At 51.2% G+C, this 25,201-nt stretch carries 26 protein-coding genes, 2 rRNA genes and 1 other annotated feature (1 of these 29 cut by a window edge); of the genes, 1 reads left to right on the top strand and 27 read right to left on the bottom strand.

Annotated elements, in window-relative coordinates; all coding sequences use genetic code 11:
• Window positions 1-387: 387 nt before the first annotated feature.
• The 25 genes from QMO62_RS16670 to QMO62_RS16790 all read right to left on the bottom strand — a co-directional run bounded on the left by QMO62_RS16670 (window position 388) and on the right by QMO62_RS16790 (window position 22,068).
• The gene (locus QMO62_RS16670; protein WP_284642735.1) at window positions 388-984 is read right to left on the bottom strand and encodes a class I SAM-dependent methyltransferase; all 597 of its coding nucleotides are present in this window, start codon (window positions 982-984) and stop codon (window positions 388-390) included.
• Window positions 985-1,064: 80 nt separating this feature from the next.
• Window positions 1,065-1,427, bottom strand: a complete 363-nt coding sequence (gene rplL / locus QMO62_RS16675) for a 50S ribosomal protein L7/L12 (RefSeq protein ID WP_284642736.1) — start codon at window positions 1,425-1,427, stop codon at window positions 1,065-1,067.
• A 54-nt stretch (window positions 1,428-1,481) separates the two neighbouring features.
• Complete coding sequence (gene rplJ, locus QMO62_RS16680) at window positions 1,482-1,994, bottom strand: 50S ribosomal protein L10 (RefSeq protein ID WP_284642738.1); 513 nt, start codon at window positions 1,992-1,994, stop codon at window positions 1,482-1,484.
• Window positions 1,995-2,102: 108 nt separating this feature from the next.
• Window positions 2,103-2,262: a sequence feature (ribosomal protein L10 leader region), on the bottom strand.
• 73 nt (window positions 2,263-2,335) lie between these two features.
• Entirely contained in the window at window positions 2,336-3,028 is a 693-nt protein-coding gene (rplA, locus tag QMO62_RS16685; protein WP_284642739.1) for a 50S ribosomal protein L1, read from the bottom strand.
• A gap of 97 nt (window positions 3,029-3,125) precedes the next feature.
• A complete protein-coding gene (gene rplK / locus QMO62_RS16690; protein ID WP_284642740.1) occupies window positions 3,126-3,551 on the bottom strand; it encodes a 50S ribosomal protein L11 in 426 nt (141 codons plus the stop codon).
• A gap of 43 nt (window positions 3,552-3,594) precedes the next feature.
• Entirely contained in the window at window positions 3,595-4,128 is a 534-nt protein-coding gene (gene nusG / locus QMO62_RS16695) for a transcription termination/antitermination protein NusG (protein WP_284644967.1), read from the bottom strand.
• Between the two features lie 29 nt (window positions 4,129-4,157).
• Entirely contained in the window at window positions 4,158-4,370 is a 213-nt protein-coding gene (gene secE, locus QMO62_RS16700; protein ID WP_284642741.1) for a preprotein translocase subunit SecE, read from the bottom strand.
• Between the two features lie 18 nt (window positions 4,371-4,388).
• Window positions 4,389-4,538 carry a 50S ribosomal protein L33 gene (gene rpmG / locus QMO62_RS16705; protein ID WP_284642742.1) on the bottom strand — a complete coding sequence of 50 codons (150 nt, stop codon included), beginning with the start codon at window positions 4,536-4,538 and terminating at the stop codon, window positions 4,389-4,391.
• 257 nt (window positions 4,539-4,795) lie between these two features.
• Entirely contained in the window at window positions 4,796-5,440 is a 645-nt protein-coding gene (gene sigH / locus QMO62_RS16710; protein ID WP_284642743.1) for an RNA polymerase sporulation sigma factor SigH, read from the bottom strand.
• A 106-nt stretch (window positions 5,441-5,546) separates the two neighbouring features.
• A complete protein-coding gene (locus tag QMO62_RS16715; RefSeq protein ID WP_284642744.1) occupies window positions 5,547-6,062 on the bottom strand; it encodes an NYN domain-containing protein in 516 nt (171 codons plus the stop codon).
• A gap of 17 nt (window positions 6,063-6,079) precedes the next feature.
• On the bottom strand, window positions 6,080-6,826 hold the full coding sequence (rlmB, locus tag QMO62_RS16720; protein ID WP_284642746.1) for a 23S rRNA (guanosine(2251)-2'-O)-methyltransferase RlmB: 747 nt from the start codon (window positions 6,824-6,826) through the stop codon (window positions 6,080-6,082).
• 25 nt (window positions 6,827-6,851) lie between these two features.
• On the bottom strand, window positions 6,852-7,304 hold the full coding sequence (locus QMO62_RS16725; protein ID WP_284642747.1) for a Mini-ribonuclease 3: 453 nt from the start codon (window positions 7,302-7,304) through the stop codon (window positions 6,852-6,854).
• Entirely contained in the window at window positions 7,304-8,701 is a 1,398-nt protein-coding gene (cysS, locus tag QMO62_RS16730) for a cysteine--tRNA ligase (protein WP_284642748.1), read from the bottom strand. The genes QMO62_RS16725 and cysS overlap by 1 nt, the downstream gene beginning before the upstream one ends.
• Window positions 8,691-9,356 carry a serine O-acetyltransferase EpsC gene (gene epsC, locus QMO62_RS16735; RefSeq protein ID WP_284642749.1) on the bottom strand — a complete coding sequence of 222 codons (666 nt, stop codon included), beginning with the start codon at window positions 9,354-9,356 and terminating at the stop codon, window positions 8,691-8,693. Before epsC ends, cysS begins: the two co-directional genes overlap by 11 nt.
• A 331-nt stretch (window positions 9,357-9,687) precedes the next feature.
• Window positions 9,688-11,142: a glutamate--tRNA ligase gene (gltX, locus tag QMO62_RS16740; protein ID WP_284642750.1), complete on the bottom strand. Its 1,455-nt coding sequence runs from the start codon at window positions 11,140-11,142 to the stop codon at window positions 9,688-9,690.
• Window positions 11,143-11,173: 31 nt separating this feature from the next.
• Entirely contained in the window at window positions 11,174-11,662 is a 489-nt protein-coding gene (ispF, locus tag QMO62_RS16745) for a 2-C-methyl-D-erythritol 2,4-cyclodiphosphate synthase (protein WP_284642751.1), read from the bottom strand.
• Window positions 11,659-12,366, bottom strand: a complete 708-nt coding sequence (gene ispD, locus QMO62_RS16750) for a 2-C-methyl-D-erythritol 4-phosphate cytidylyltransferase (protein WP_284642752.1) — start codon at window positions 12,364-12,366, stop codon at window positions 11,659-11,661. The genes ispF and ispD overlap by 4 nt, the downstream gene beginning before the upstream one ends.
• A gap of 81 nt (window positions 12,367-12,447) precedes the next feature.
• Complete coding sequence (locus QMO62_RS16755; protein ID WP_284642753.1) at window positions 12,448-13,542, bottom strand: PIN/TRAM domain-containing protein; 1,095 nt, start codon at window positions 13,540-13,542, stop codon at window positions 12,448-12,450.
• 171 nt (window positions 13,543-13,713) lie between these two features.
• Complete coding sequence (pssA, locus tag QMO62_RS16760) at window positions 13,714-14,445, bottom strand: CDP-diacylglycerol--serine O-phosphatidyltransferase (RefSeq protein ID WP_284642754.1); 732 nt, start codon at window positions 14,443-14,445, stop codon at window positions 13,714-13,716.
• Between the two features lie 110 nt (window positions 14,446-14,555).
• On the bottom strand, window positions 14,556-15,635 hold the full coding sequence (disA, locus tag QMO62_RS16765; RefSeq protein ID WP_284642755.1) for a DNA integrity scanning diadenylate cyclase DisA: 1,080 nt from the start codon (window positions 15,633-15,635) through the stop codon (window positions 14,556-14,558).
• A gap of 239 nt (window positions 15,636-15,874) precedes the next feature.
• Window positions 15,875-17,242 (bottom strand): DNA repair protein RadA, encoded by a 1,368-nt coding sequence (gene radA, locus QMO62_RS16770; RefSeq protein ID WP_284642756.1) that lies wholly within the window; start codon window positions 17,240-17,242, stop codon window positions 15,875-15,877.
• A gap of 155 nt (window positions 17,243-17,397) precedes the next feature.
• Complete coding sequence (gene clpC, locus QMO62_RS16775; RefSeq protein WP_284642757.1) at window positions 17,398-19,836, bottom strand: ATP-dependent protease ATP-binding subunit ClpC; 2,439 nt, start codon at window positions 19,834-19,836, stop codon at window positions 17,398-17,400.
• A gap of 77 nt (window positions 19,837-19,913) precedes the next feature.
• Entirely contained in the window at window positions 19,914-20,981 is a 1,068-nt protein-coding gene (mcsB, locus tag QMO62_RS16780; RefSeq protein WP_284642758.1) for a protein-arginine kinase McsB, read from the bottom strand.
• A gap of 37 nt (window positions 20,982-21,018) precedes the next feature.
• A complete protein-coding gene (mcsA, locus tag QMO62_RS16785; RefSeq protein WP_284642759.1) occupies window positions 21,019-21,537 on the bottom strand; it encodes a protein-arginine kinase activator protein McsA in 519 nt (172 codons plus the stop codon).
• A 69-nt stretch (window positions 21,538-21,606) separates the two neighbouring features.
• Window positions 21,607-22,068 carry a CtsR family transcriptional regulator gene (locus QMO62_RS16790; RefSeq protein ID WP_284642760.1) on the bottom strand — a complete coding sequence of 154 codons (462 nt, stop codon included), beginning with the start codon at window positions 22,066-22,068 and terminating at the stop codon, window positions 21,607-21,609.
• A gap of 236 nt (window positions 22,069-22,304) precedes the next feature.
• On the opposite strand from QMO62_RS16790, the gene QMO62_RS16795 reads away from it, so the two are divergent.
• Window positions 22,305-22,691, top strand: a complete 387-nt coding sequence (locus QMO62_RS16795) for a YkvA family protein (protein WP_284642761.1) — start codon at window positions 22,305-22,307, stop codon at window positions 22,689-22,691.
• Between the two features lie 298 nt (window positions 22,692-22,989).
• Here QMO62_RS16795 and rrf read toward each other — a convergent pair.
• Together rrf and QMO62_RS16805 are read right to left on the bottom strand one after the other, a co-directional pair.
• Window positions 22,990-23,106, bottom strand: a 5S ribosomal RNA gene (gene rrf, locus QMO62_RS16800).
• 112 nt (window positions 23,107-23,218) lie between these two features.
• A 23S ribosomal RNA gene (locus tag QMO62_RS16805) occupies window positions 23,219-25,201 on the bottom strand (it continues 928 nt past the right edge of the window).

A 25,201-nucleotide genomic window follows, 5' to 3' on the forward strand; every position in this document is an offset into this window, starting at 1 on the left:
CCCTCGTGTCTACTCAATAGAACAAAATAAAAGCCCCTAACCGAAGTCTTCGTAAGGTAGGACCGCCGAAGTATTTCTTCATAAGGAAGCTTCCGCGCCGCATGGTTAGACGAAATTTCATGTCACCGCAATTTTCTCCATACTTGGTAGGGTTTACTTAAAATTTAAACATTATACGTAATAAGTTAAATTTTTATTCACCCTGGGTATGAAAATAATTCTTGACATTTTAGCAAACTAAAGACAAATATCCCATTGTTTATACTGACATTATATGATAATACCATATATAAAAATTCAAGTCAAGGATAATTCCATGTAAGGAATATATCGTTTATCTTCATTCCACTACAAGGCCCTTTAGATAAACGATATATTCCTTGCAAATTATTTGGTAGCTTTGAGAATCCGATAACCCTTGTCCTTATCTACTTCCTCCACGGAAGAGAACAGCGTCTCCATCTTGGCGAAGGCTGACGGCGCGCCTTGTTTTTTCTGAATCACGACCCACAGGCTTCCACCTTCCACAAGAACCCTGCTAGCCTGCTCAAAAATTCGATGCACGATCTCCTTACCCGCCCGAATCGGAGGATTCGTCACGACCGCATCAAAGGTTTCATCCATCACTTCATTCAGCGTATCACTCTGAAGAACCCGAACGTGGGATACACGGTTACGCGCTGCATTGTCTTTGGCTAGAGCAATAGCCCGCTCATTGATATCGACCATCGTTACATGACCTTGGGGGACTAATGTCGCTAAGGAAATGCCGATCGGCCCATAGCCGCATCCCACATCCAGCACTTTCGCATTAGGCTCTAAAGTTACGGTTTCAATTAAGAGCTTCGATCCGAAATCGATTCCCTTCTTGGAGAAGACACCCGCGTCCGTCTGAAAGGTGAAGCGTTTGCCGCGAAGAGTCTCTTCGATCGTATGAATGTCATGCGCCGTCGAAGGCTTAGACGAATAATAGTGCTCCGACACTAGATCACCTCCTCAATTTCGGTCTTAAAGCAAAACCCCTTGGAGAGGGTTAGCTCTACAAGGGGCGGTTGAGGCTTGAATTACTTCACTTCTACGGAAGCGCCAGCTTCTTCCAGCTTTGCTTTGATGGATTCTGCTTCTTCTTTGCCGATTTTCTCTTTCAAAGGCTTCGGTGCGCCGTCAACCAGGTCTTTTGCTTCTTTCAGACCAAGACCAGTGATTTCGCGAACAACCTTGATAACGTTGATTTTGGAAGCACCAGCGTTGTTCAAGATTACGTCGAACTCAGTTTGCTCAGCTACTTCTGCAACTGCGCCGCCAGCCACTACAGCTACAGGAGCTGCTGCTGTTACGCCGAATTCTTCTTCGATTGCTTTCACGAGATCGTTCAGTTCCAATACAGTCATGCCTTTAATGGCTTCCAAGATTTGCTCTTTGCTCATGGTTGAACCTCCAATATAGTAATAGATTAGTTTTAACTTACGAGTTCGAAGCGATTAAGCTTCTTGAGCGCCGCCTTCGTTCTTCTCTGCAACAGCTTTAACCGCAAGGGCGAAGTTGCGCATAGGAGCTTGAAGCACGCTGAGCAACATGGACAGGAGACCTTCGCGGGAAGGCAGATCTGCCAGTGCTTTGATTTGGCTGTAATCAACAACTCGACCTTCAACAACACCAGCTTTTACTTCCAGCTTGTCGTTCTTCTTAGCGAAATCCGTCAAGATTTTGGCTGGAGTTACGATATCGTCCTTACTGAAAGCAATGGCGGTTGGACCGCTCAAGTACTCGTCAAGCTCAGACAATTCAGCACCCGCTGTTGCGCGGCGTACCAGAGTGTTCTTCAGAACCTGGAATTCAACGCCTGCTTCGCGAAGCTGCTTACGGAGCTCAGTAACTTGAGCTACGTTAAGACCGCGATAGTCAGTTACGATTGTGCAGGAGCTGTCTTTCAGCTTCTCCACTACTTCCGCAACCTGTTGAGATTTCTGCTCGATGATTTTCGCGTTTGCCATTCTTGCACCTCCTACAATTGAAAATACTTACTTTTAACCACAACTGGAAAACTTACCAGACCCTTGTACATGATCCGCTCGAGTTCACGGTCTGCGAGACATTTCGCCTCCGAAAAAGCAAAATGCCTCCGCAGACTCGGCGAAGGCATGATGATACACGAATTCTCGCAATTAAGCAAAGAAATACGATCTTATATCATAACACCTCGGCAGGAGATTAAGCTTCTTGCGAAGCACCTGCTGTCTTCGGTAAGTTATATTCGTTTGTCAGAACCTTAGTTAGATTAGCATGGCGACTTCGGAAAGTCAACTGCCAAGCTATTCCACGCTGCAAACGCAGCTTATCTAAAGGTTTGTACGTTTACGCGAGCTGCAGGACCCATAGTGGAGGATACCGCAATGTTCTTGAGGTATACACCCTTCGCAGCAGCCGGCTTCGCACGGTTTAGTGCATCCACAAGCGCCTTGAAGTTTTCAGCAAGCTTCTCAGCATCGAAAGATACTTTACCGATTGGAGCGTGGATTTGACCCGCTTTATCCAGACGGTATTCGATCTTACCTGCTTTGATCTCCTGAACAGCCTTAGCTACGTCAAACGTAACCGTACCGGCTTTAGGGTTAGGCATCAAGCCCTTACCACCCAGGATACGACCCAGCTTACCTACTTCACTCATCATATCAGGTGTCGCTACGCAAACGTCGAATTCGAACCAGCCTTGCTGGATCTTGTTGATCATGTCTTGATCGCCTACGAAATCAGCGCCAGCTGCTTCCGCTTCTTTGGCTTTGTCGCCTTTAGCAAATACAAGAACACGTTGAGTTTTACCAGTACCGTGCGGTAATACAACAACGCCACGAACAGCTTGGTCTTGTTTACGAGGGTCTACGCCCAAACGTACTGCCACTTCTACTGTCTCGTCGAATTTCGCGCGAGCAGCTTGCTTAACCAATGTGATCGCTTCAGCAGGCTCATAGAAAGTCTCTGGGTTGATCAGCTTGGCAGCTTCTACGTATTTCTTACCGTGTTTCGGCATTCACTTTTCCTCCTATGTGGTATTAGCGGAATATCCTCCCACTGTGTGTTCCTACTCCGGTGGACCGGCCGTCGGAATCTTAGGACGAGCTCTCGAATTAGTCTTCGATCACTACGCCCATGCTGCGAGCCGTACCTTCAACCATACGCATAGCAGCCTCTACGGATGCAGCGTTCAGGTCAGGCATTTTTTGCTCAGCGATTTCGCGAACTTTCGAACGCTTTACGGTTGCAACCTTCTTCTTGTTAGGCTCGCCTGAACCTTTTTCGATACCGGCAGCTACACGAAGCAATACAGCCGCTGGAGGTGTTTTTGTTTCGAACGTGAAAGAACGATCCTCGAACACCGAGATTACAACTGGAATGATCAAACCAGCCTGGTCTGCTGTACGAGCGTTGAACTCCTTACAGAATGCCATGATGTTAACCCCTGCTTGACCAAGTGCAGGACCGATTGGCGGCGCCGGATTTGCTTTACCTGCAGGAACCTGCAGCTTTACCATTTTGATAACCTTTTTTGCCATTGTGTGACACCTCCTCGTACGTAGTATGGCCGGGTTCTATCAACTAAAGCTTCTCTACCTGGTGGTAGTCGAGCTCCAGAGGAGTCTCCCGTCCGAACATGTTGACGTGAACCTTGAGTTTGCTCTTGTCGACCAGAATCTCTTCCACGGATCCGACAAAATTGGCAAAAGGTCCGACTTTCACACGCACACTATCCTTGAGCTCGAAGTCGATCTTCGGCTTCGGCTCTTCCATGCCCATGTGCTTGAGAATCGATTCTACTTCCTCAGGCAGCAAAGCCGTCGGCTTCGAACCGGAACCGGTCGAACCAACAAAGCCCGTCACCCCAGGCGTATTCCGCACGACATACCAAGAATCGTCCGTTTGGATCATCTCCACCAGAACATAGCCGGGATACACCTTGCGCATCACCGTCTTCTTCTTGCCGTCTTTATTCACAAGCTCTTCTTCCATGGGAACCAGCACGCGAAAGATCTTGTCCTTCATATCCATGGATTCGACGCGCTTTTCCAAGTTCGCCTTTACTTTATTCTCATACCCGGAATAGGTATGTACGACGTACCATCTTTTCTCCATTTCCATACGTTCGCCACCCGACACTTAAATTATTCGAACACGAGGCGAATCAGCTCAGAAATACCCAAGTCCAGAACGTAGAAGTACACCGTCACAAAGACGACTGTAAAAAGCACCACCAGCGTGTAGCTTGTCAGCTCCTTGCGCGTAGGCCATTTTACTTTTTTCAATTCGGACCAGCTGTCCGCAAAAAAGGAAAATGTGTTGCCGAATCCCTGCTTAACTCTAGCCAAAAAGGACACAACTACACCTCCAAAAACTTAGCGGGTTTCGCGATGAGCGGTTTGCTCATTGCAGAACCGACAGAATTTCTTCAACTCCATGCGGTCTGGATGGTTACGCTTATTTTTGGTAGTTGCGTAGTTTCTTTGCTTGCAGTTTGTGCACGCTAACGTGATAATTACCCGCATGATGTACACCTCCTACGTCTAGCCTTAAGATTTACAACCTTAAACGATCAGCAAAAAAAACGCCTCGCGGATTAAGGCTACCTGAACACTTTAGCACACGCGTAACACCATGTCAAGGAAAAGAGATTAACAAGGAGCCGCCTCAAGCCTCATTTTCTCCAGTATTCACCATAAAGCGCGCCTCTAAACCCAGACAAAGGGGATCTCGAACTCCATCCCACAAAAAAAGCACCTTGCATCAAGCAACGGTGCCCAAACTATGCGTCTCTTACTTCCAAATATTTCTCGAGCTTACGCTTAACCCGCTGAAGCGCGTTATCAATCGACTTGACATGACGGTCCAGATCGACAGCAATCTCCTGATAGGAGCGCCCGTCCAGATACAGCATCAACACTCTTCGCTCCAGATCGCTTAGAATTTCGCCCATCTTATCTTCTAACCCGCTGAACTCCTCTTGATTAATGATGAGCTCTTCAGGGTCGGAAACGCGGGATCCGCAAATGACATCAAGCAATGTCCGGTCGGAATCCTCGTCGTAAATCGGCTTGTCCAACGACACATAGGAATTCAAAGGAATATGCTTCTGGCGAGTAGCCGTTTTGATAGCCGTGATGATTTGGCGTGTGATACAGAGCTCTGCGAACGCCTTGAAGGAGGCGAGCTTGTCGCCGCGGAAATCTCGGATGGACTTGTATAAGCCAATCATGCCTTCTTGCACGATATCTTCTCTGTCGGCGCCTATCAGAAAATAGGAACGCGCCTTGGCACGAACAAAGTTTCTGTACTTGTTGATCAAGTATTCGAGCGCTTCGCTGTTACCGTCCCGGACCGCTTCGACAAGATCTTCGTCGGCCTTGAGGTCGTATTCGTACATTCTCAACTCTTTGACGTCGACACTCACCACAATCCCTCCGGCCCTACTCTTGAAAAGATAGGATTAGTATACATTATGTAATCTATTATCGTCAACCGGATTTCCGCTAGTAAAAGCTACATTTGACAGCGTTCTACCGCCCTCTGCGCCATTTTTCGAGCAGGTCGCGAACGTCCTCTTTCAGCCTGCCTTCCACCGCACCGGGGCGCACATTTTTGTTCTCGTGAATTCGCTGCCTGATCTCCTGTCTGGATTGACGGACCTTCACCAGCAGCTCTCCGGACGGAAGCCTCGCCGCCCCCTTGCCGAAAATGACATGCTGCTCCGTCATGTCGTTCGTCGCCACGTAAATTTGTTTGCGGCGGCCGATGTTCTCAGTAACCAAGCGCTCTATCAATTCGTCGGCTGTCTCTTTTTCCTTGGTATAGTAGACCGATAGCTTCCGCTGCAAATACTTCTTGCCAAGCCCGGGCACGTAGTATGCATCGAAGACCACGATCACCTTCATCCCCGAAAAAGACTGATACTCCGCCATAATGTCGATAAGCCGATCCCGGGCCTCCTCGAGACTGAGCTCCTTCAGCCGCTGAAGCTCGGGCCACGCGCCGATAATGTTATAGCCGTCTACGATTAAAATTTCTTGAATCATCGAGGGAATCTGCCGCCCTATCGGGCGGCCATTCGTTGTCGCACAACCTCGTACATAAATACGGATGCGGCAACGGAAGCGTTCAGGGAGTTGATCTTCCCGAACATGGGCAGCTTGAGCAGGAAGTCGCATCTTTCCTTGATCAGTCGCCCCATTCCTTTCGCCTCATTGCCGATAACGATGGCGAGCGGCAAATTCAGATTCGTCTCATAAATCGGCTGCGTTGCCCCAACATCCGCTCCGGCCACCCATACACCCTTTTCTTTCAGCTCTTCTATGGTCTGGGAAATATTCGTCACCCTTGCTACAGGGACATATTCGACGGCCCCTGCCGACGTTTTGGATACCGTAGCCGTTAATCCGACCGAGCGCCGCTTCGGGATAATCACGCCGTGAACTCCCGTGCAATCGGCCGACCGGAGAATGGATCCCAGGTTGTGCGGATCTTCGATCTCGTCGAGAATGAGAATAAACGGCTGTTCTCCCCGCTCCGCGGCGCGGGCAAGAATGTCGTCCACTTCCACGTACGCTTGGGGCGCCACTTGGGCTACCACACCCTGATGCTGGACGCCTGCAGCCATCTGATCCAGCTTCCTTTTATCGGCGAACTGAACGATGACTCCGTTCTGCTTGGCCTCGGCGATAATAGGCTGGGTCAGCTGCTTCTGAGCCTGCTCGGCAATCCATATCTTGTTGATGCTCCGTCCGGAACGCAGCGCTTCCAGCACGGAGTGTTTTCCCGCCAGCACTTCTTGCTCATCCATGAAACAACACTCCTCCTTTATAGATTCATTGATTTTCTTTCGAATTGTGCTTTTCTAGGGAAAGCAGCATCAGCTCTTGGAGCCGCTCCCATTGCTTTGTGTAATATAAGTAGCCCAGCAGGCATTCAAAGGCCGTGCTATGCCGGTATTCCAGCACATCCGCATTCTTGGCGGTCGTGCCGGATTTGGCGTTGCGCCCCCGCTTCACGATGTCAAGCTCCTCCTCCGTGAGCCTTGGGAGCCACTCGGTCAAAGCGCGAGCCTGCGCCTTCGCAGAGACGAACTGCGTAGACTCGCGGTGCAAATGATTCGGGCGATGATTCGGCTGCCCGATGACGTATTGGCGAACAAACACTTCATAAATGGCGTCCCCTAAGTAGGCTAGAACGATCGGGTTCAAGAGCTTGGGGTCCTTGGAAGGGGGAAACGCAAACAAATTGCCGTCCAGCGGCGGAAATGCCGTGTTATCACTTTTCATTATTTTCTCCGCCAACGAATGCCTTGAGGAGTATCCTCCAGCAGTATTCCCTTTTCGGTAAGCAAATCCCGAATTTCGTCCGCACGAGCCCAGTTCTTGGATTTTCTTGCCTCCGTACGTTCGATTATCAGCTGCTCGATTTCCTCGTCCAAGAGCGCTGGCTCTTCTTGCGCTAGTATGCCCAATACCCGATCCATCGCAGCAAACTGATCAAGCAGCAGCTGCAGAGAGCCTGCAGTCACGGTGTCTTGCGCCATGTATTGGTTTGCCGCATTCACAAGCTCGAACACGGCCGTAATCGCATCCGGCGTATTGAAATCGTCGTTCATCTTCTGTTCGAACTGCTCTTTGACCCCTGTAACGGCAGCCTGCACCGCGGGCTCCGCCTCTCCCGCTTCAGCTCCCGCCAAACGATGCTTCAGCCCGGCTAAGCAGTTCTCAATGCGCTGCAGACTTCCCTTCGCCTGCTCAACAGCGTCGTCGCTAAAGTTCAGCGGATTCCGATAATGACCGGATAACATGAAATAACGAATGATCTGAGGGCTAATCGTCTTCAGCAGCTGGTTCACGTTCACCCCGTTGCCCAGCGACTTCGACATTTTCTCATTGTTGATGTTGACGAAGCCGTTATGCATCCAGTAGTTGGCCAACGGATGGCCGGTCGTACATTCCGACTGGGCAATCTCGCATTCATGATGCGGGAACGTCAGATCCTGTCCGCCGCCGTGAATGTCGATGGTATCCCCAAGATACTTGTGAACCATTGCAGAGCATTCGATATGCCAGCCGGGGCGGCCTTCTCCCCAGGGGCTCGACCAGCTGATCTCCCCCGGCTTCGCTCCCTTCCATAACACGAAGTCCTGCGGGTTTTCTTTGCGCTCGCCTACCTCAACCCGGATACCGAACTGCAGTTCGTCCATGTTCTGATGGGACAGCTTGCCGTATTCCGGGAACCGGGAGGTACGGAAATAGACGTCACCCTCGCTTTCATAGGCATATCCCTTCTCCACCAAGCCGGCGATAAACGCAATGATTTCCTGAATGTTCTCGGTCACCCGCGGATTCAGCGTTGCCTCCTGCACGCCCAGACCCTTCGTATCCTCATAAAACTTCTGGATAAAGAGATTCGCAATATCAGGTACGCTGGATCCCATTTCATTCGCCTTGCGGATCAGCTTATCGTCAACATCTGTAAAGTTGACCACGTAATTTACGTCATAGCCGATCGATTCCAAGTACCGCCTTACAACGTCAAAGAAAATGACTGGTCTGGCATTCCCGATATGAATATAATCATATACGGTGGGCCCGCAAACATACATTCGCACCTTGCCCGGCTCGATCGGCTTGAACTCTTCCTTCGTTCGAGTCATCGTATTGTACACTTTAAGCGTCATGAGTATCGTTTCCTCCAATAGTTTGCTTTACCTTCGGCGTCTGTGCCGCTTTCACTTCGTCAAGCTGCTGCTGCAGCTGACGGAACATTTCGATCACCGGGTCCGGCAGATTGGCATGGTCCAGCCGTCCCACTCTCACGCCGTCCCGCTTAATAATACGCCCTGGTATCCCTACCACGGTGCTGTTCGGAGGAACCTCCGATAAGACAACTGCATTCGCACCTATCCTGGAGTTATCTCCTACCATGAAGGAGCCAAGCACCTTCGCCCCAGCCGAAATGACCACATTGTTGCCGACCGTCGGATGGCGCTTTCCCTTCTCCTTGCCGGTTCCCCCCAGCGTTACTCCATGGTACAGGAGGACATCGTCTCCGATCTCGCAGGTTTCCCCAATCACTACCCCCATGCCGTGGTCGATAAAAAACCGCCGACCGATCACCGCGCCCGGATGAATCTCAATTCCAGTCATAAACCGGCTGGTCTGAGAGATGATACGCGCAATCGTAAACATGCGTTTCTTATAGAACCAGTGCCCCAGCCGATGCGCCCATAAGGCATGCAAGCCGGAGTAGGTAAATACTACCTCGAACCAGCTCCGCGCGGCGGGGTCATTTTCGAATATGGTTTCGATATCTTCCTTCATTCTCTTGAACATAAATCTTCCCCACCTTCTCTCCCAAGCAAAAAAAGAAAAGCCTCCACAGCCCAAAGGCTGCAGAGGCGTGACGACGCGGTTCCACTCTGCTTGAAGCGTACGACCCCGGTCGAGGCGCTTCATCTTGAATCGTTCGTATCGTGAACGGTACGGCAAGGACTATTGCATTAGAACGGCAGGTCATCCTTACGGCTCGCGGGTGCACTTCCGTCGATACAGGATTGGACTACTTCCACCTTGCGTAATCCTCTCTGAAAATCCTCGCATCGCGTACTTTCCCGGTCTTCGCCTTTGCTATATTATGTTCAAGTATATCGGAAACCGTTTCGGTTTACAATAATTTCTTCAAGCGGCTGATTACCGTCTCCTTGCCCAGCAGATGCAGCGTCACATTCAGATCCGGACCGTGCATTTGCCCGGTCAGCGCCACACGAATCGTCATAAACAGCTGTTTTCCTTTATAGCCGGTTTCCGTTTGCACAGCCTTCATCATGGCCTTCAGCGCATCCACGTTCAGCTCGGACGCTTGCTCCACCTGCGTCAAGAAGCTGCCAAGCACGATCGGAGCATGCTCCTCCTTCATCATGGCGGCCGCTTCCTCGTCCTGGAACGTAACCTCATCACGGAAGAAGAGCTCGGACAGAGGCACGATTTGGGCTGCATAGCCGAGCTGCTCCTGATACAGCGCTACGAGCGTATGAACCCATTGCTGCTGCTCGGCCGTCAGCGTCTCCGGCAATCGTCCCGCTCTTTGCAGGTGAGGTACGGCTAAGGCTACGATACGGGCAGTATCCGCCTTCTTGATGTACTGATTGTTCATCCAGTTCAGCTTATCCATGTCGAACACGGCGGGGCTCTTGGACATGCGATCCAAATCGAACTGCTCGATCAGCTCTTCCCGGGTAAACATCTCTTCTTCGCCCTTTGGCGACCAGCCGAGCAGGGCAATAAAGTTCATGACCGCCTCCGGCAAATAGCCGAGATCCTGATACTGCTGGATAAATTGAATGATCGATTCATCGCGCTTGCTCATCTTCTTCCGGTCTTGATTCAAGATGAGAGCAAGGTGAGCAAACTCAGGTACAGGCAGGCCGAGCGCTTCATACATCATGATCTGCCGCGGTGTATTGGTCAAATGCTCTTCCCCGCGAATGACAAGTGTAATCTTCATCAAGTGATCGTCCAAAATCACGGCAAAATTGTACGTCGGAATGCCATCCGGCCGTACGATGATGAAGTCGCCGATTCCGTTGGTTTCAAACTCGACCTCCTCGCGGATCTTATCCGTGAAGCCGATGATGCGGTCCTCCGGAACACGGAAACGGATGGACGGCTTGCGGCCCTCGGCCTGGAACGCTTCTATCTGCTCGGCGGTTAGGTGACGGCACTTTCCCGAGTAGCGAGGCATTTCGCCCTTCGCTTCCTGCTCCGCACGCTCCTGCTCCAGATCGGCTTCGGAGCAATAGCAGTGGTATGCATTGCCTTCACGGAGCAGTTGATCCACGAACGGCCGGTACAACTCGAGGCGCTCAAGCTGGCGATACGGCCCGTAGGGTCCGCCGATATCGACGCTCTCATCCCATTCGACGCCAAGCCACTTCAAGCCGTCGAGCTGATTGGACACGCCCGACTCGACATGGCGGGTTTGATCCGTATCCTCGAAGCGGATGATGAATTGTCCGCCCATCTTGCGGGCGATCAGGTAGTTAAACAATGCGGTCCTTGCGCCCCCGATATGCAGGTGGCCTGTCGGACTCGGTGCGTATCTTACACGAAACGTGGTCATAGTGGTTAGCTCCCCGAAAAAATAATAATTGTTATGATAGCACACCTTTTACCAGACAGACAACCGCCTGCGATGCAATCCCTTCACCACGGCCCGTGAAGCCGAGCTGCTCCGTCGTCGTGGCCTTTACATTCACTTGGGTCAGCTCCTCCGCTTCCAAGGCAGCAGCGATCCGCTCCACCATCGCGGGAATGTGCGGCGCCATCTTCGGCTTTTGGGCGATAATCGTTGCATCCACATTGCCTAGACGATATCCCGCTTCCTTAGCCAGTCCCCATACATGCACCAGCAGCTCATAGCTGTCGGCATCCTTAAATTCCGATGCCGTATCCGGGAAATGCTTGCCGATATCGCCAAGCCCAAGCGCGCCCAGGATGGCATCGCTAATCGCATGAAGCAGCACGTCCGCATCGGAATGCCCCAGCAAGCCTTTCTCGTAGGGAATCTCTATCCCTCCAATGATGCATTTGCGTCCTTCTACCAGCTGATGCACATCAAAGCCTTGTCCTACACGAATCATGATTTCTTCTCTCCCCTGACGTTCTGAAGGATCCATTCCGCCCAGGGCAGATCCTCCGGTGTCGTGATTTTGATATTGTAATAATCGGCCTCGACGACCTGAACCGCGGTTCCCAGCCGCTCCACGAGCATCGCGTCGTCCGTCCCCAGAAAACCTTCGGCCGAAGCATGCTCATATGCCTCCAGCAGCAAGGAAAGACGAAAAGCTTGCGGGGTTTGAATCGCCCACAAGCTGCGCCGGTCCGGAGTCGCTTGAATCGTTCCCTGTGCATCTACGACCTTGATCGTATCCTTCACAGGCACCGCGAGCACAGCCGCCCCCGCCTCCTGCGCCTTCGCCCAGCAAGCCAGGATGTGCTCCTCTGCAGCGAACGGCCTGACTCCATCATGGACCATCACCCACTCGATCTGGGAGCCTAGCGACTTCAAGCCCAGATGGACGGAGTCCTGCCGTTCCTTTCCCCCGGTTACAATCGATTGAATCTTATGTAACCCGTATTGCTCCTTATAGCCTTTACAGCGCCGGATGTCTTCCGCTCCAGTTACGAGCACAATCTCGTCCACGGCATCCATGCCCTGAAATAATTCGAGCGTATGTACTAGAATCGGCTTGCTGCCGAGCATTAAGTACTGCTTGCTTTCCTCCGACCGCATGCGCGAGCCCTTGCCCGCCGCAACGATCACTATTCCGAGCTTACCCGACATTCCCTCGCCACCTGCCACTACGGTATTGGCTCAGGATCTTACCCAGCAAGCCCCTAAGCGCATCTCTCTTATCATACCGCTTTAGAGCGCTTTTTCCAATAGCTTGGGCTTGGCGAAAATCATTCGTCCCGCCGATGTCTGCAGCACGCTCGTTACAAGGACATCCAGCGTAGTGCCGATGAACTCCCGACCGCCTTCTACAACGATCATCGTTCCGTCATCCAGATAGGCGACGCCTTGTCCATGCTCCTTGCCGTCTTTGATCACCTGCACAAGAATTTCTTCTCCCGGCAAGACCACAGGTTTTACCGCATTGGCCAGATCGTTGATGTTCAGTACCGATACTCCCTGCAGCTCGCATACCTTATTCAGGTTGAAATCATTGGTAATCACCTTACCCTGAAGCACCTTAGCCAGCTTTACGAGCTTGCTGTCGACCTCTGAAATTTCCTCGAAGTCCCCTTCGTAGATGAGAACCTTCACATCGAGCTCCTTTTGGATTTTATTCAAAATATCCAAACCTCTCCGGCCGCGGTTTCTCTTCAAGAGATCCGAGGAGTCGGCGATATGCTGAAGCTCCTCCAGCACGAACTCGGGAATCACCAAGGTGCCTTCGATAAACCCGGTTTTGCAAATATCCGCAATGCGGCCGTCAATAATAACGCTGGTATCTAGGATCTTATGCTCCTCGAAGCCTTTGGCCTCCCCGTTGTTATTGCGCCCTGAGCCCCGCGGCTTGCCAAGCAAAGCGATCAATTCCTCTCGCTTCGTCCTTCCGAACCGATACCCGGCGTAAGCGAACAATCCGATTCCCACCACGTGCAGCAGCGGATTCGACAGTGCCGTCCCCCGAAGCGGATCCAGCAGCAAGGCCGATACGAGCAGACCCACAGCCATGCCAATGGTGCCTGCCAGCAGATCCGCCACAGGTACTGATGTGATGCGGTCCTCTCCTTCTTGAAGTACACGCATGACATAAGTGACAACAGCGGAGCTTACCGAATAGAACAACAAAGCTCCCAGCGCAAACATCCACAAAGCCCGTCCTCCGATAGGTTCCATTCCCAATACCGGTTCTATGAAGGCAAAAAATGGCTGTCCGATTGTATTACTCCATTGTACTCCAAGTACTCCGCCGATAACTGCAAACAGTAGCTGTAACCATCTTTTCAACATAGAATCACCTCCGTACCTTCTTATACTCATTACTTACTCGTTATCATTATGAACCAAAACTTTCCTGCCTAATCGTGGTTCGGAAAAAAACAAAAAAGCATTCATTCTCCGAACCTGAGTGTCCGGAAAATAAATGCTTTTCATTTTCTAAAAACCATATCCAATTGTCATTTACAGCGTTGTCGTCTTGGACTCCGCCTCGTCTAATGCTTTTCCTTTTCGCTTGCGGAAGAAGAGCCGATCAACGTTTTTTTTTAAACCGTACAGCGCATAAAGCACAAGAGGTACGAAGATCATCTTCGACAGCAGTCCTGGGAACATAATTGCCAGTCCAACCGCTACAATGACTACGATCGGGGTTATCCAGATCGCGGCCTTCGGAATGCCGACCTTCTTGAAGTTCGGGTATTTCACGGTGCTGACCATCAAGTAGGAAAGCAGCAGCGTCGATAAGAACAATACATACGTATTGAGCTCATTGTGGAACAGCGCCAGCGTACAAAGAACACCGCCTGCAGCAGGAATCGGCAAGCCGATAAAATATCCCGGTGTACCGGCCACAACGTTAAACCGAGCCAAACGCAGAGCGCCGCAGATCGGAAAAATTGCCGTTACGATCCAAGCCGCTGCCGGATTCATGCTGCTGAACGCTACAACATACATGATAAATGCCGGCGCAACGCCAAAGGAAATGACGTCGGAGAGTGAATCCAGTTCCTTGCCGAACTCGCTTTGCGCATTGAGCGCACGCGCTACCCGACCGTCCAAACCGTCCAGCAGCATGGCGACAATAACCATTATCGCTGCCAGTTCAGGGTTGTTGTTGAAGACGAGAATGATCGAAATAATTCCTAAAAACAAGTTCCCTACGGTAAACAAGTTCGGGAGGGATTTCGCTATCATGTTTTTTATCCACCTCTGGTTATACTGTACCCCAATCTAATGTATTATATTAGGCTACCCTCTGATTGTATGCAAGTTATATAGGTCTGTCAATGAGAACCTGAACCAGCTTAAATATGTCGATCGATAAGAACCTGATCCTGAATCCGCTTCAGCCCCTCTTTTATCGTCCGAGCCCGTACCTCGCCGATGCCATCCACGTCGTCCAAATCATCGATTGTAGCTGTCATCAGCTGGGGAAGCTCTTGAAAGCGTTCCACCAGGTTCTGGATAATGACAGAGGGAAGACGCGGAATCTTATGAAGCACCCGGTAGCCGCGCGGCGATACGGTTTCCTCTGCGCTATTAGGGGCACTCGGGTACCCAAGAAGTCTGGCGATATGATAATGATCCAGCATTTCATCCGTAGCCAGCCGTCGGAAGGATTGCATGATTTCCTTGAATTTATCTTCATGCTGCTCGCGCACATAGTCCTTGATAAGAAGCAGTGCCTCCTGCTCCGTATTGCCTACAAGCTCCTCCAGCTGCATGCTGATTAGTCGACCTTCGGTTCCAAGCTCATTAATGTAGCGCTTGATTTCGGATTTAATGCGAAGCACCATCTCTACCCGCTGAATGACATTCGTGACATCATGGAGGGTGACGAGCTCTTCGAATTCGGATGCACCCAGGTTGGTCATGGCCTGATCCAGGACGGATTTGTATTTCTCCAGCGTTTGAATTGCCTGGTTCGCCTTCGTGAGAATGACGCCGATGTCCTTCAGGGCATAGCGGAGGTTACCTTGGTATAGTGTTATAACGTTTCTGCGCTGCGAGATCGATACGACCAGCTTGGAGGTTTGCTTCGCTACCCGCTCGGCCGTTCGGTGGCGAATCCCCGTTTCAATCGAAGGAATGGAGGAATCAGGGATCAGCTGTGTGTTGGCATATAGAATCCGCTTCAAGTCCTCGCTCAGGATGATGGCACCATCCATCTTGGCCAGCTCATATAAGTAATTCGGGGAAAAATCGCAATTAATGGAAAAGCCCCCATCGACGAGCTCCATCACCTCTGGGCTGTAGCCCACGACGATAAGAGCGCCGGTCTTGGCCCGCAGTACATTCTCCAGGCCTTCGCGAAACGCAGTGCCGGGAGCGACCAGCTGCAGGAGCTGGCTCATGACATCCCGCTTCGCTTCTTCTTTGCTCATGTGTTGTTCCCTCCGGAGGCATTTGGTTGTTCGACAGTCGACGTGGCTTCAGGGCTCCATAGGCTCCTCCGGCTGCTCTTGAAAACAAGTTTCATTTCAATACCGATAGCGGGTGAAACTTGTTTTCAAAGGCAGCACGTAAACTCTACGGACTCCTATGGACCCTTCCGCCAAGCAACTGCTCAACCAAATGCAGATATTTAGTAAGTGTGCGGCTTCCGGAGAGGAAGCCGCGGATATTATTCGAAAGCGGCCTTGAGCGCTTCAGCCACTGTGTTGACACCGATGATCTGGATGCCGTTTGGCGGGGTCCAGCCCTTCAGGCTTTTCTCGGGGAGAATGACCCGCTTGAAGCCCAGCTTCTCCGCTTCGCGCACGCGCTGATCGACGCGGGAAACCCCGCGAACCTCGCCCGTAAGCCCTACCTCGCCGAAGATCACGTCGTAGGGGCGCGTAGGCTGCTCTCGCAGGCTAGAGGCGATACATACGGCGATAGCTAGGTCTACCGCCGGCTCATCGAGCTTCACCCCGCCTGCGACGTTGAGGTAGGCGTCTTGATTTTGCAGGAACATGCCCATTCGCTTCTCCAGCACGGCGATCATGAGGTTAAGTCTGTTATGATCGACGCCGGTTGCCATCCTTCTCGGAGAAGGAAAATTCGTAGATGCCACAAGAGCCTGAAGCTCCACAAGTACCGGTCTGGTTCCTTCCATGCTGGCAACAACCGTCGAGCCGGCTACCCCCAGGGGACGCTCGGACAAAAAAAGCTCGGACGGATTGTTCACTTCAACCAGGCCCGTTTCTCTCATTTCAAAGATTCCGATCTCATTCGTCGAGCCGAAGCGGTTCTTCACCGCCCGCAGCAGCCGATAGGAATGATGACGCTCCCCCTCGAAATACAGCACGCAGTCAACCATATGCTCCAGCAAACGTGGGCCGGCGATTGCGCCTTCCTTAGTAACATGGCCTACCAGGACCGTTGCAATCCCTTTAATTTTGGCGATTCGCATAAAATGCCCCGTACATTCACGTACCTGAGACACGCTGCCCGGAGCCGAAGTAACCGCCGGGTGGAACACCGTTTGGATCGAGTCAATAACCATAAAGTCCGGGTTGATCTCGTCAATCACCGCTTCGATATGCTCCAGATTCGTTTCGCTGAGCACGAATAATAATGGAGACACCGCCTGCAGACGGTCGGCTCTCAGCTTCGTTTGCCTAACCGATTCCTCGCCGGATATATACAGCACCTTTTGCTGCTTTTTCGCTAATTCATAGGAGGTTTGCAGCAGCAGCGTGGATTTCCCGATCCCCGGATCGCCCCCGACCAGAATCAGAGAGCCCGGAACGATCCCTCCGCCCAAGACACGGTTCAGCTCCTTGTTGTCCGTTACGACCCGTGCTTCCTCACTACTTTCTATATTTATGATCGAAACTGCTTTTTCTTTCGTTCGACTTGCAAAGGCAGGAACACCTGCCGTTTTGGATACGGTTTCGATCTCCTCTACAAAGCTGTTCCATGCCTGGCAGCCCGGACATTTCCCCAGCCACTTCGGGGACTCGTAGCCGCACTCCTGACAGCAGAACTTCGTTTTACTTTTGGCCATGCTTCCCCCATCTTCCGCCTCATCAATAAGTACACATCAAAGTTTACCATTTTGACTAACTAATGAAAACCCCGCTAGCTCGTCTACACCAAAAAACAGTCTGCCGGACGAGCACTAGGCTCCCCCAGACAGACTGTTCTGGTTGATATAAGGTATTACGAAGTTACCTCTTGGTTACGTTTCACAGTCAACTCACCGTTCTCTTCATCGATCGTGAGCGTATCCCCTTTAGAGATAGTGCCGCGCAGCAGCTCCTCGGACAACCGGTCCTCAATATGCTTCTGAATCGCTCTGCGAAGCGGACGTGCACCGAATGCCGGATCAAAGCCTTCCTTCGCCAGGAACGCAAGCGCCTTGTCTGTCAGCTGGAAGTCAACCTCCTGCTCTCTCAGTCGCTTACGCAGATCGTCGGCCATCAAGGTTACGATCTGTGCAATGTGCTGCTCCTCCAGAGAGTGGAACACGATGATTTCGTCGATCCGGTTCAAGAACTCCGGACGGAAGCTTTTCTTCAGCTCGCCCATCACCTTATCCTTCATGTTAATGTAATCCTTAGCGGAATCGTTCGCGGCTGTAAAGCCAAGCGTCGAATTGCGTTTGATAACATCGGCTCCTACGTTGGACGTCATGATGATCAGCGTATTGCGGAAGTCCACCGTGCGGCCCTTGGAATCGGTCAAACGACCATCCTCAAGCACCTGCAGCAGGATGTTGAATACTTCCGGATGTGCCTTCTCGATCTCGTCGAGGAGAACGACGGAGTAAGGCTTACGGCGAACCTTCTCGGTCAGCTGGCCGCCTTCTTCGTAGCCGACATACCCAGGAGGCGCTCCGACGAGCCGGGAAGTGGAATGCTTCTCCATGTACTCGGACATATCGATTCGAATTACCGCATTCTCATCCCCAAATAGGGATTCGGCCAGGGCGCGCGCAAGCTCCGTTTTACCGACACCCGTAGGTCCTAGGAAAATGAAGGAGCCCATCGGGCGCTTCGGATCCTTCAAACCGGCTCTCGCCCGGCGAATCGCGCGGCTTACGGCCTTCACCGCTTCGTCTTGCCCGATCACACGATCGTGGAGGATCGATTCCATCTTCAGCAGACGCTCGGTTTCTTCTTCCTTCATCTTCACGACAGGGATGCCGGTCCAGCTGGCAACTACCTGTGCGATATCGTCCGGAGTCACCTCGGAATCGGTGCGGCCCTGCTTCTCTTTCCATTCGTTACGAGTAGTATCGAGCTCCTCGCGAAGCTTTTGCTCGGTGTCGCGAAGAGATGCGGCTTTCTCAAACTCCTGGCTTTGTACGGCGGCATCTTTCTCCTTGCGAATATCTTCCAAACGGCTTTCCAGCTTCTTCAGATCCGGCGGTACCGTGTAAGAGCGAAGTCTTACCTTCGAGCTGGCTTCGTCAATCAGGTCGATAGCCTTATCCGGCAGGAAACGATCCGTAATGTAACGGTCGGACAGCTTCACCGCTTGCTCGATCGCTTCATCCGTGATTTTCACACGGTGATGCGCCTCATAGCGGTCACGCAAACCGTGCAGGATTTGGACCGCTTCGTCGACCGACGGCTGATCTACCGTAATCGGCTGGAAACGTCGCTCCAGAGCGGCGTCCTTCTCGATATATTTGCGATATTCGTCCAGCGTGGTCGCACCGATACATTGCAGCTCCCCACGAGCGAGTGATGGCTTAAGAATGTTGGAAGCGTCAATCGCTCCCTCCGCTCCGCCGGCACCAATCAGCGTGTGCAGCTCATCAATGAACAGAATGATGTTGCCCGCTTGACGAATTTCGTCCATGATTTTTTTCAAACGATCCTCGAATTCACCACGGTACTTCGTTCCGGCTACCACGGAGCCCATATCCAGTGTCATGACTCGCTTATCGCGAAGCGTCTCAGGAATTTCGTTGTTCACGATCTTCTGAGCCAAGCCTTCGGCGATCGCTGTTTTACCAACACCCGGCTCCCCGATCAGAACTGGATTGTTCTTCGTACGGCGGCTGAGCACCTGGATCACACGCTCGATTTCCTTGCTCCGGCCGATGACCGGATCCAGGTTTCCTTCCTTGGCGTACGCCGTTAAGTCACGTGCCAGCCCATCGAGCGTCGGCGTGTTGACATTCGGGTTGGTGCCATGGCTTTGGGAAACCACTTCGCTGCTGCCCAGCAGCTGAAGCACCTGCTGACGCGCCTTGTTCAGGCTCACTCCCAAGTTGTTCAGCACACGGGCTGCTACACCCTCGCCCTCACGGATGAGTCCCAGCAGGATGTGTTCTGTTCCCACATACGTGTGGCCCAGCTTACGGGCTTCGTCCATCGAAAGCTCAATGACCTTTTTCGCTCTCGGTGTATAAGCAATGTTGGAAGGCTGTTCCTGTCCCCGGCCGATTAAGGATTCGACTTCGTCTTGAATCTTCTCAAGACCAAGGCCCAGTGCAATCAAAGCCTTCGCTGCAATACCTTCACCCTCGCGGATCAAGCCAAGCAAAATATGTTCAGTTCCAATATTATTATGACCTAAACGAACTGCTTCCTCCTGCGCTAAGGACAACACTTTCTGAGCGCGTTCCGTAAATCTGCCAAACATCATAGTAACACCTCCAAAATTGGTCTAAAAAAGAAGCGCGATTCCCATAACGGATCTTCGGCTGATATTTTCAAGTAGGTCTAGGTAGTCTGAGCCAATTTTTCCCGGATGAGCTGAGCTCTCCTTATGTCTCTTTCTTCAGGGGTGAGCTTTTCTCCTGCTGCCTTTTGCAAAAAACCCGGCTGCGTCATCACCAGAAGCTCATTCAGCACATGCGGCGACACATTCTTGATAAATCCAAGATCGATGCCAAGCCGAACATCCGACAGCCGCTGAGCCGCTTCCTTCGAGTCCATAATCGCTGCATAAGACAGAATCCCGTAGGATCGGCTGACCCGGTCCAAAATTTTAGGCTTTGTCTCATACGTCAGCTTCTGCCGCGCGGCTCTTTCGTGCTCGATAATTTGCCTTACAACACCGTATAGATTATCGATAATTTCTTCTTCCGATTGGCCGAGCGTGATTTGGTTCGATATTTGAAACAGATTGCCCAGCGCCTCGCTGCCTTCCCCATACAGCCCTCTTACCGCAAGTCCAACCTGGGTAATGGCCGTCAAGATTCGATTGATCTGCTGGGTCAGCACCAGAGCCGGAAGGTGAAGCATTACCGAGGCTCGAATTCCCGTTCCGACATTCGTCGGGCAGCTTGTTAAGAAACCCTTCTTCTCATCGAACGCATAATCCAGCTCAGCTTCGAACAGATCGTCGATCTGATTGGCCAGATCCCATGCCTCCTTAATTTGAAAACCGGGGCACAAGCATTGTATTCGAAGATGGTCCTCTTCATTCACCATAATACTAACGGATTCGTTATCGCTTAAAATAACGGCTCCGTTACGGGACTCATTAGCGAGTGCCGGACTGATCAAATGCTTCTCCACAAGAACCTTGCGTTCGAGCTCATTCAGCTCAGACAGCGGAAGCAGCGTGAAGTTGCTAATCGTCTTCAAGTCTTCATTATCTAAAATCGGAGATACCCGATTGAGTACCTCTAAGGATTGTTGATTGGTTGCCAGCATAGGAAAAGGGTAGGTCTGCAAATTACGAGCAATACGGATCCGGCTGCTGATGACGATGTCCGAATCGGGCCCATCCCCCTTCATCCATTCGCTAAGCGCATGTTCTGTAAACCGACCGGCGTTTGACATTGAGCATCCTCCTTGCGTGAACGGATTGCTGGCCATGTTAACCCTCAGCCACTTTCTTCTCCAGCTCTCGGATTTGATCGCGAATTTTGGCTGCTTGCTCGAATTCTTCATTCTCAATCCGTTGACTCAGGTCCTTCTTCAGCTGCTCGATCTCTCGCTTATGCTGGATTAACCCGCCGGAGCGTTTAGGGACCTTCCCCGTATGGACGATATTCCCGTGTACTCTTTTAAACAACGGATCCAGCTTTTCGCTGAAATGCTTATAACAGGAGCTGCAGCCAAACCGGCCTATTTTGCCGAACTGGGAATAGGTAAGTCCGCAATGTTCGCATCGGGTCGGCTGAACCTTGTTAGCCAAGGCGCTGTGAGCCGACGGTTCAAAATCAAGCAAGCCGGAAAGCAAATTATGAATTGAAAAGCCGTTCGGCGTACCGGGGATTAATTCCCCCTTCTCCCGTGCACAAGCTTCACATATATGGAATTCGGTCTTCTCACCATTCAAAATCTTCGTAAAATGAAGAGTTGCCTGTTTCTTCCCGCATTCCTGACAAATCATCGTTTGTCCCCTCCTCGGGTGGCTTTGGCAGAAGTAGTTTACGGTTCTGTTCAATGGTTTAACCAACTCTTATTTGGTCAATAAGGAAATCAGCATCGCCTTTAAAATCTTGGCACGAAGCTCATCGCGAAGCGGCAGCTTAAATGCCAGCACTTCCCTTGAGATCGCCGCTTTCATCAGCGCTGCCTCCCTAGAGGATATATATTGACCTTCCTCAAGCTGATATAGCAGCCCTTCCGAAGCAGACTGATCAATATGGGAACTGATGGTTTGGAAAATATGGTCGAGAAGGTTCCCGTGTGAATTCAGTTCAATCCTCTGAATCCGGATGTACCCCCCGCCGCCACGCTTGCTTTCTACAATGTAGCCCTTCTCCAAAGTAAACCTGGTACTAATTACATAATTGATCTGGGAAGGCACGCAGTCAAACTGATCGGCCAATTCATTACGCTGAATTTCCACGACGCCTTCAGGACTTTGCTGTAAAATCTGCTTCAGGTACATCTCGATGATCTCGGAGATGTTGCGCATCAATTCACCCCCGCATTACAGAAGTAGATTGACTTTGACTTTCTTTGACCTTGATTCATATTATAGCAGGTTTATGTAATTTTGCAACACCTGCCCCGAGTTGTTCCTAGTTTGCATCCTTTTGACTAGTGTTGACCAATCCGAAGTGCTTTAACAACTTACAAGCTCGAATTTTTATGGTACCATACAACTATACGGAAGCAGAAATTAAGATATGGGAAGGCTGAAAACCATATATGTTTGAAACCTTAAAACGGCAAGCAAGAACCCTTAAGCAGCATGTGTTTGTTTTATATTTGTCCTATAAGGATCCTAGAGTCCCTTGGTATGCACGACTGTTTACCCTTCTTGTCGTAGCCTATGCATTTAGTCCGATCGATCTCATTCCGGATTTCATTCCGATTCTTGGATATTTGGATGATCTAATCATCGTGCCTTTGGGGATCTACGTTGCTATGAAGTTAATTCCACAGCCAGTCCTGCAGGACTGCAGAGCCATGGCAGAGGAAATTCGAAAGCAAGGAAAGCCGAAGAATTGGTTCACAGGTGCGTTATTTATCGTAATATGGATTATATGCGCTGTATGGCTTGGCATGATTGGTTACAGGATGTTTGTGGATTGATGGAGACTACGTTGGGTGACAAGGGCTATGCATGTTTACGTTCCGGCCCTTTTTCTTGAGGATGGGGTTTGGGTGAATTTTTAACGTTACATCATTGATAACTCCACTAGCTTGTTGCTTAAGAAGATTTTTTCATCTAACACGACTAAAATTCGGTTGTGTCAATGTTTCACCAGCATTGTAACGAGATAATTTAACGTTATAACCAATGATGCCGCAGAGTTATTACATGTAAGGTGACTTTATAGTCTTATTATGCAGAAAAGCCTCTGGGTAAGCACCCAAAGGCTTTTCATTTGCTTGGCGACGTTCTACTCTCCCAGGACCCTTCGGTCCAAGTACCATCGACGCTGGAAGGCTTAACGGTCGTGTTCGGTATGGGTACGCGTGGTTCCCTTCCGCCATCATCACCAAACGTGATGCTTCTGCCAAGAAACATCTAGGTTGTTGTTCAAAGCGACTTGCACCTTGAAAACTGGATTCGAAACTTCAGCAAATGTCATTAGCTGTGCTGCCGATGCAGCATTTTGGATAAGCCCTCGACCGATTAGTATTCGTCAGCTCCACACGTTGCCGCGCTTCCACCCCGAACCTATCTACCTCGTCGTCTACAAGGGGTCTTACATACTGGGAAATCTCATCTTGAGGGGGGCTTCACGCTTAGATGCTTTCAGCGCTTATCCCTTCCGTACTTGGCTATCCAGCCGTGCCTCTGGCGAGACAACTGGTACACCAGCGGTACGTCCATCCCGGTCCTCTCGTACTAAGGACAGCTCCTCTCAAATTTCCTACGCCCGCGACAGATAGGGACCGAACTGTCTCACGACGTTCTGAACCCAGCTCGCGTACCGCTTTAATGGGCGAACAGCCCAACCCTTGGGACCTACTTCAGCCCCAGGATGCGATGAGCCGACATCGAGGTGCCAAACCTCCCCGTCGATGTGGACTCTTGGGGGAGATAAGCCTGTTATCCCCAGGGTAGCTTTTATCCGTTGAGCGATGGCCCTTCCATTCGGTACCACCGGATCACTAAGCCCGACTTTCGTCCCTGCTCGACCTGTTTGTCTCGCAGTCAAGCTCCCTTATGCCTTTGCACTCTTCGAATGATTTCCAACCATTCTGAGGGAACCTTGGGGCGCCTCCGTTACTCTTTAGGAGGCGACCGCCCCAGTCAAACTGCCTACCTGACACTGTCCCCGCACCCGATCAGGGTGCCAGGTTAGAACTCCGATACGATCAGGGTGGTATCCCAACGGCGCCTCCACCGAAGCTGGCGCTCCGGCTTCTTAGGCTCCCACCTATCCTGTACAGATCGTACCAAAGTCCAATATCAAGCTGCAGTAAAGCTCCATGGGGTCTTTCCGTCTTGTCGCGGGTAACCTGCATCTTCACAGGTATTAAAATTTCACCGGATCTCTCGTCGAGACAGCGCCCAAGTCGTTACGCCATTCGTGCGGGTCAGAATTTACCTGACAAGGAATTTCGCTACCTTAGGACCGTTATAGTTACGGCCGCCGTTTACTGGGGCTTCGGTTCACAGCTTCGGGTTACCCCTAACCGCTCCCCTTAACCTTCCAGCACCGGGCAGGCGTCAGCCCGTATACTTCGCCTTGCGGCTTCGCACAGACCTGTGTTTTTGCTAAACAGTCGCTTGGGCCTTTTCACTGCGGCCCCCTCGGGCTATTCACCCTACCGAGGCACCCCTTCTCCCGAAGTTACGGGGTCATTTTGCCGAGTTCCTTAACGAGAGTTCTTCCGAGCGCCTTAGCATGCTCTGCTCGCCTACCTGTGTCGGTTTGCGGTACGGGCACCTTCTCCCTGGCTAGAGGCTTTTCTTGGCAGCTTGAACTCATGACCTTCGCTACTTGAATTTCGCTCCCCATCACAGCCCAGCCTTTCGGTTAGCGGATTTGCCTACTAACCAGCCTCGCTGCTTGGACGGACATCCATCAGTCCGCGTCACTATCCTTCTGCGTCACCCCATTGCTCATAACGGTTCACGGTGGTACAGGAATTTCAACCTGTTGTCCTTCGACTACGCCTTTCGGCCTCGCCTTAGGTCCCGACTTACCCTGAGCGGACGAACCTTCCTCAGGAACCCTTAGGCTTACGGCGGACAAGATTCTCACTTGTCTTTTCGTTACTCATACCGGCATTCTCACTTGTAACCGCTCCAGCTGTCCTCACGATCAACCTTCACTGCTGTTACAACGCTCCCCTACTGCCCATAAATGGACTCATAGCTTCGGTGGTGTGTTTAGCCCCGTTACATTTTCGGCGCAGAGTCACTCGACCAGTGAGCTATTACGCACTCTTTCAATGGTGGCTGCTTCTAAGCCAACATCCTGGTTGTCTTTGCAACTCCACATCCTTTCCCACTCAACACACACTTGGGGACCTTAGCTGATGATCTGGGCTGTTTCCCTCTTGACAATGGATCTTAGCACTCACTGTCTGACTCCCGGGTTAAAGTCTGCGGCATTCAGAGTTTGACTGGACTTGGTAACCCT

Origin of the sequence: Paenibacillus silviterrae (assembly GCF_030167925.1) — a bacterium.
Taxonomy (GTDB): Bacteria; Bacillota; Bacilli; order Paenibacillales; family NBRC-103111; genus Paenibacillus_G; species Paenibacillus_G silviterrae.

Coding starts and splice junctions, on each gene's coding strand:
- rplL (WP_284642736.1), bottom strand. CDS start 1,427: ATGAGCAAAGAGCAAATCTTGGAAGCCATTAAAGGCATGACTGTATTG.
- rplJ (WP_284642738.1), bottom strand. CDS start 1,994: ATGGCAAACGCGAAAATCATCGAGCAGAAATCTCAACAGGTTGCGGAA.
- rplA (WP_284642739.1), bottom strand. CDS start 3,028: ATGCCGAAACACGGTAAGAAATACGTAGAAGCTGCCAAGCTGATCAAC.
- rplK (WP_284642740.1), bottom strand. CDS start 3,551: ATGGCAAAAAAGGTTATCAAAATGGTAAAGCTGCAGGTTCCTGCAGGT.
- nusG (WP_284644967.1), bottom strand. CDS start 4,128: ATGGAGAAAAGATGGTACGTCGTACATACCTATTCCGGGTATGAGAAT.
- rpmG (WP_284642742.1), bottom strand. CDS start 4,538: ATGCGGGTAATTATCACGTTAGCGTGCACAAACTGCAAGCAAAGAAAC.
- QMO62_RS16715 (WP_284642744.1), bottom strand. CDS start 6,062: ATGATTCAAGAAATTTTAATCGTAGACGGCTATAACATTATCGGCGCG.
- rlmB (WP_284642746.1), bottom strand. CDS start 6,826: ATGGATGAGCAAGAAGTGCTGGCGGGAAAACACTCCGTGCTGGAAGCG.
- QMO62_RS16725 (WP_284642747.1), bottom strand. CDS start 7,304: ATGAAAAGTGATAACACGGCATTTCCGCCGCTGGACGGCAATTTGTTT.
- cysS (WP_284642748.1), bottom strand. CDS start 8,701: ATGACGCTTAAAGTGTACAATACGATGACTCGAACGAAGGAAGAGTTC.
- epsC (WP_284642749.1), bottom strand. CDS start 9,356: ATGTTCAAGAGAATGAAGGAAGATATCGAAACCATATTCGAAAATGAC.
- gltX (WP_284642750.1), bottom strand. CDS start 11,142: ATGACCACGTTTCGTGTAAGATACGCACCGAGTCCGACAGGCCACCTG.
- ispF (WP_284642751.1), bottom strand. CDS start 11,662: ATGATTCGTGTAGGACAAGGCTTTGATGTGCATCAGCTGGTAGAAGGA.
- ispD (WP_284642752.1), bottom strand. CDS start 12,366: ATGTCGGGTAAGCTCGGAATAGTGATCGTTGCGGCGGGCAAGGGCTCG.
- QMO62_RS16755 (WP_284642753.1), bottom strand. CDS start 13,542: ATGTTGAAAAGATGGTTACAGCTACTGTTTGCAGTTATCGGCGGAGTA.
- pssA (WP_284642754.1), bottom strand. CDS start 14,445: ATGATAGCGAAATCCCTCCCGAACTTGTTTACCGTAGGGAACTTGTTT.
- disA (WP_284642755.1), bottom strand. CDS start 15,635: ATGAGCAAAGAAGAAGCGAAGCGGGATGTCATGAGCCAGCTCCTGCAG.
- radA (WP_284642756.1), bottom strand. CDS start 17,242: ATGGCCAAAAGTAAAACGAAGTTCTGCTGTCAGGAGTGCGGCTACGAG.
- clpC (WP_284642757.1), bottom strand. CDS start 19,836: ATGATGTTTGGCAGATTTACGGAACGCGCTCAGAAAGTGTTGTCCTTA.
- mcsB (WP_284642758.1), bottom strand. CDS start 20,981: ATGTCAAACGCCGGTCGGTTTACAGAACATGCGCTTAGCGAATGGATG.
- mcsA (WP_284642759.1), bottom strand. CDS start 21,537: ATGATTTGTCAGGAATGCGGGAAGAAACAGGCAACTCTTCATTTTACG.
- QMO62_RS16790 (WP_284642760.1), bottom strand. CDS start 22,068: ATGCGCAACATCTCCGAGATCATCGAGATGTACCTGAAGCAGATTTTA.
- QMO62_RS16795 (WP_284642761.1), top strand. CDS start 22,305: ATGTTTGAAACCTTAAAACGGCAAGCAAGAACCCTTAAGCAGCATGTG.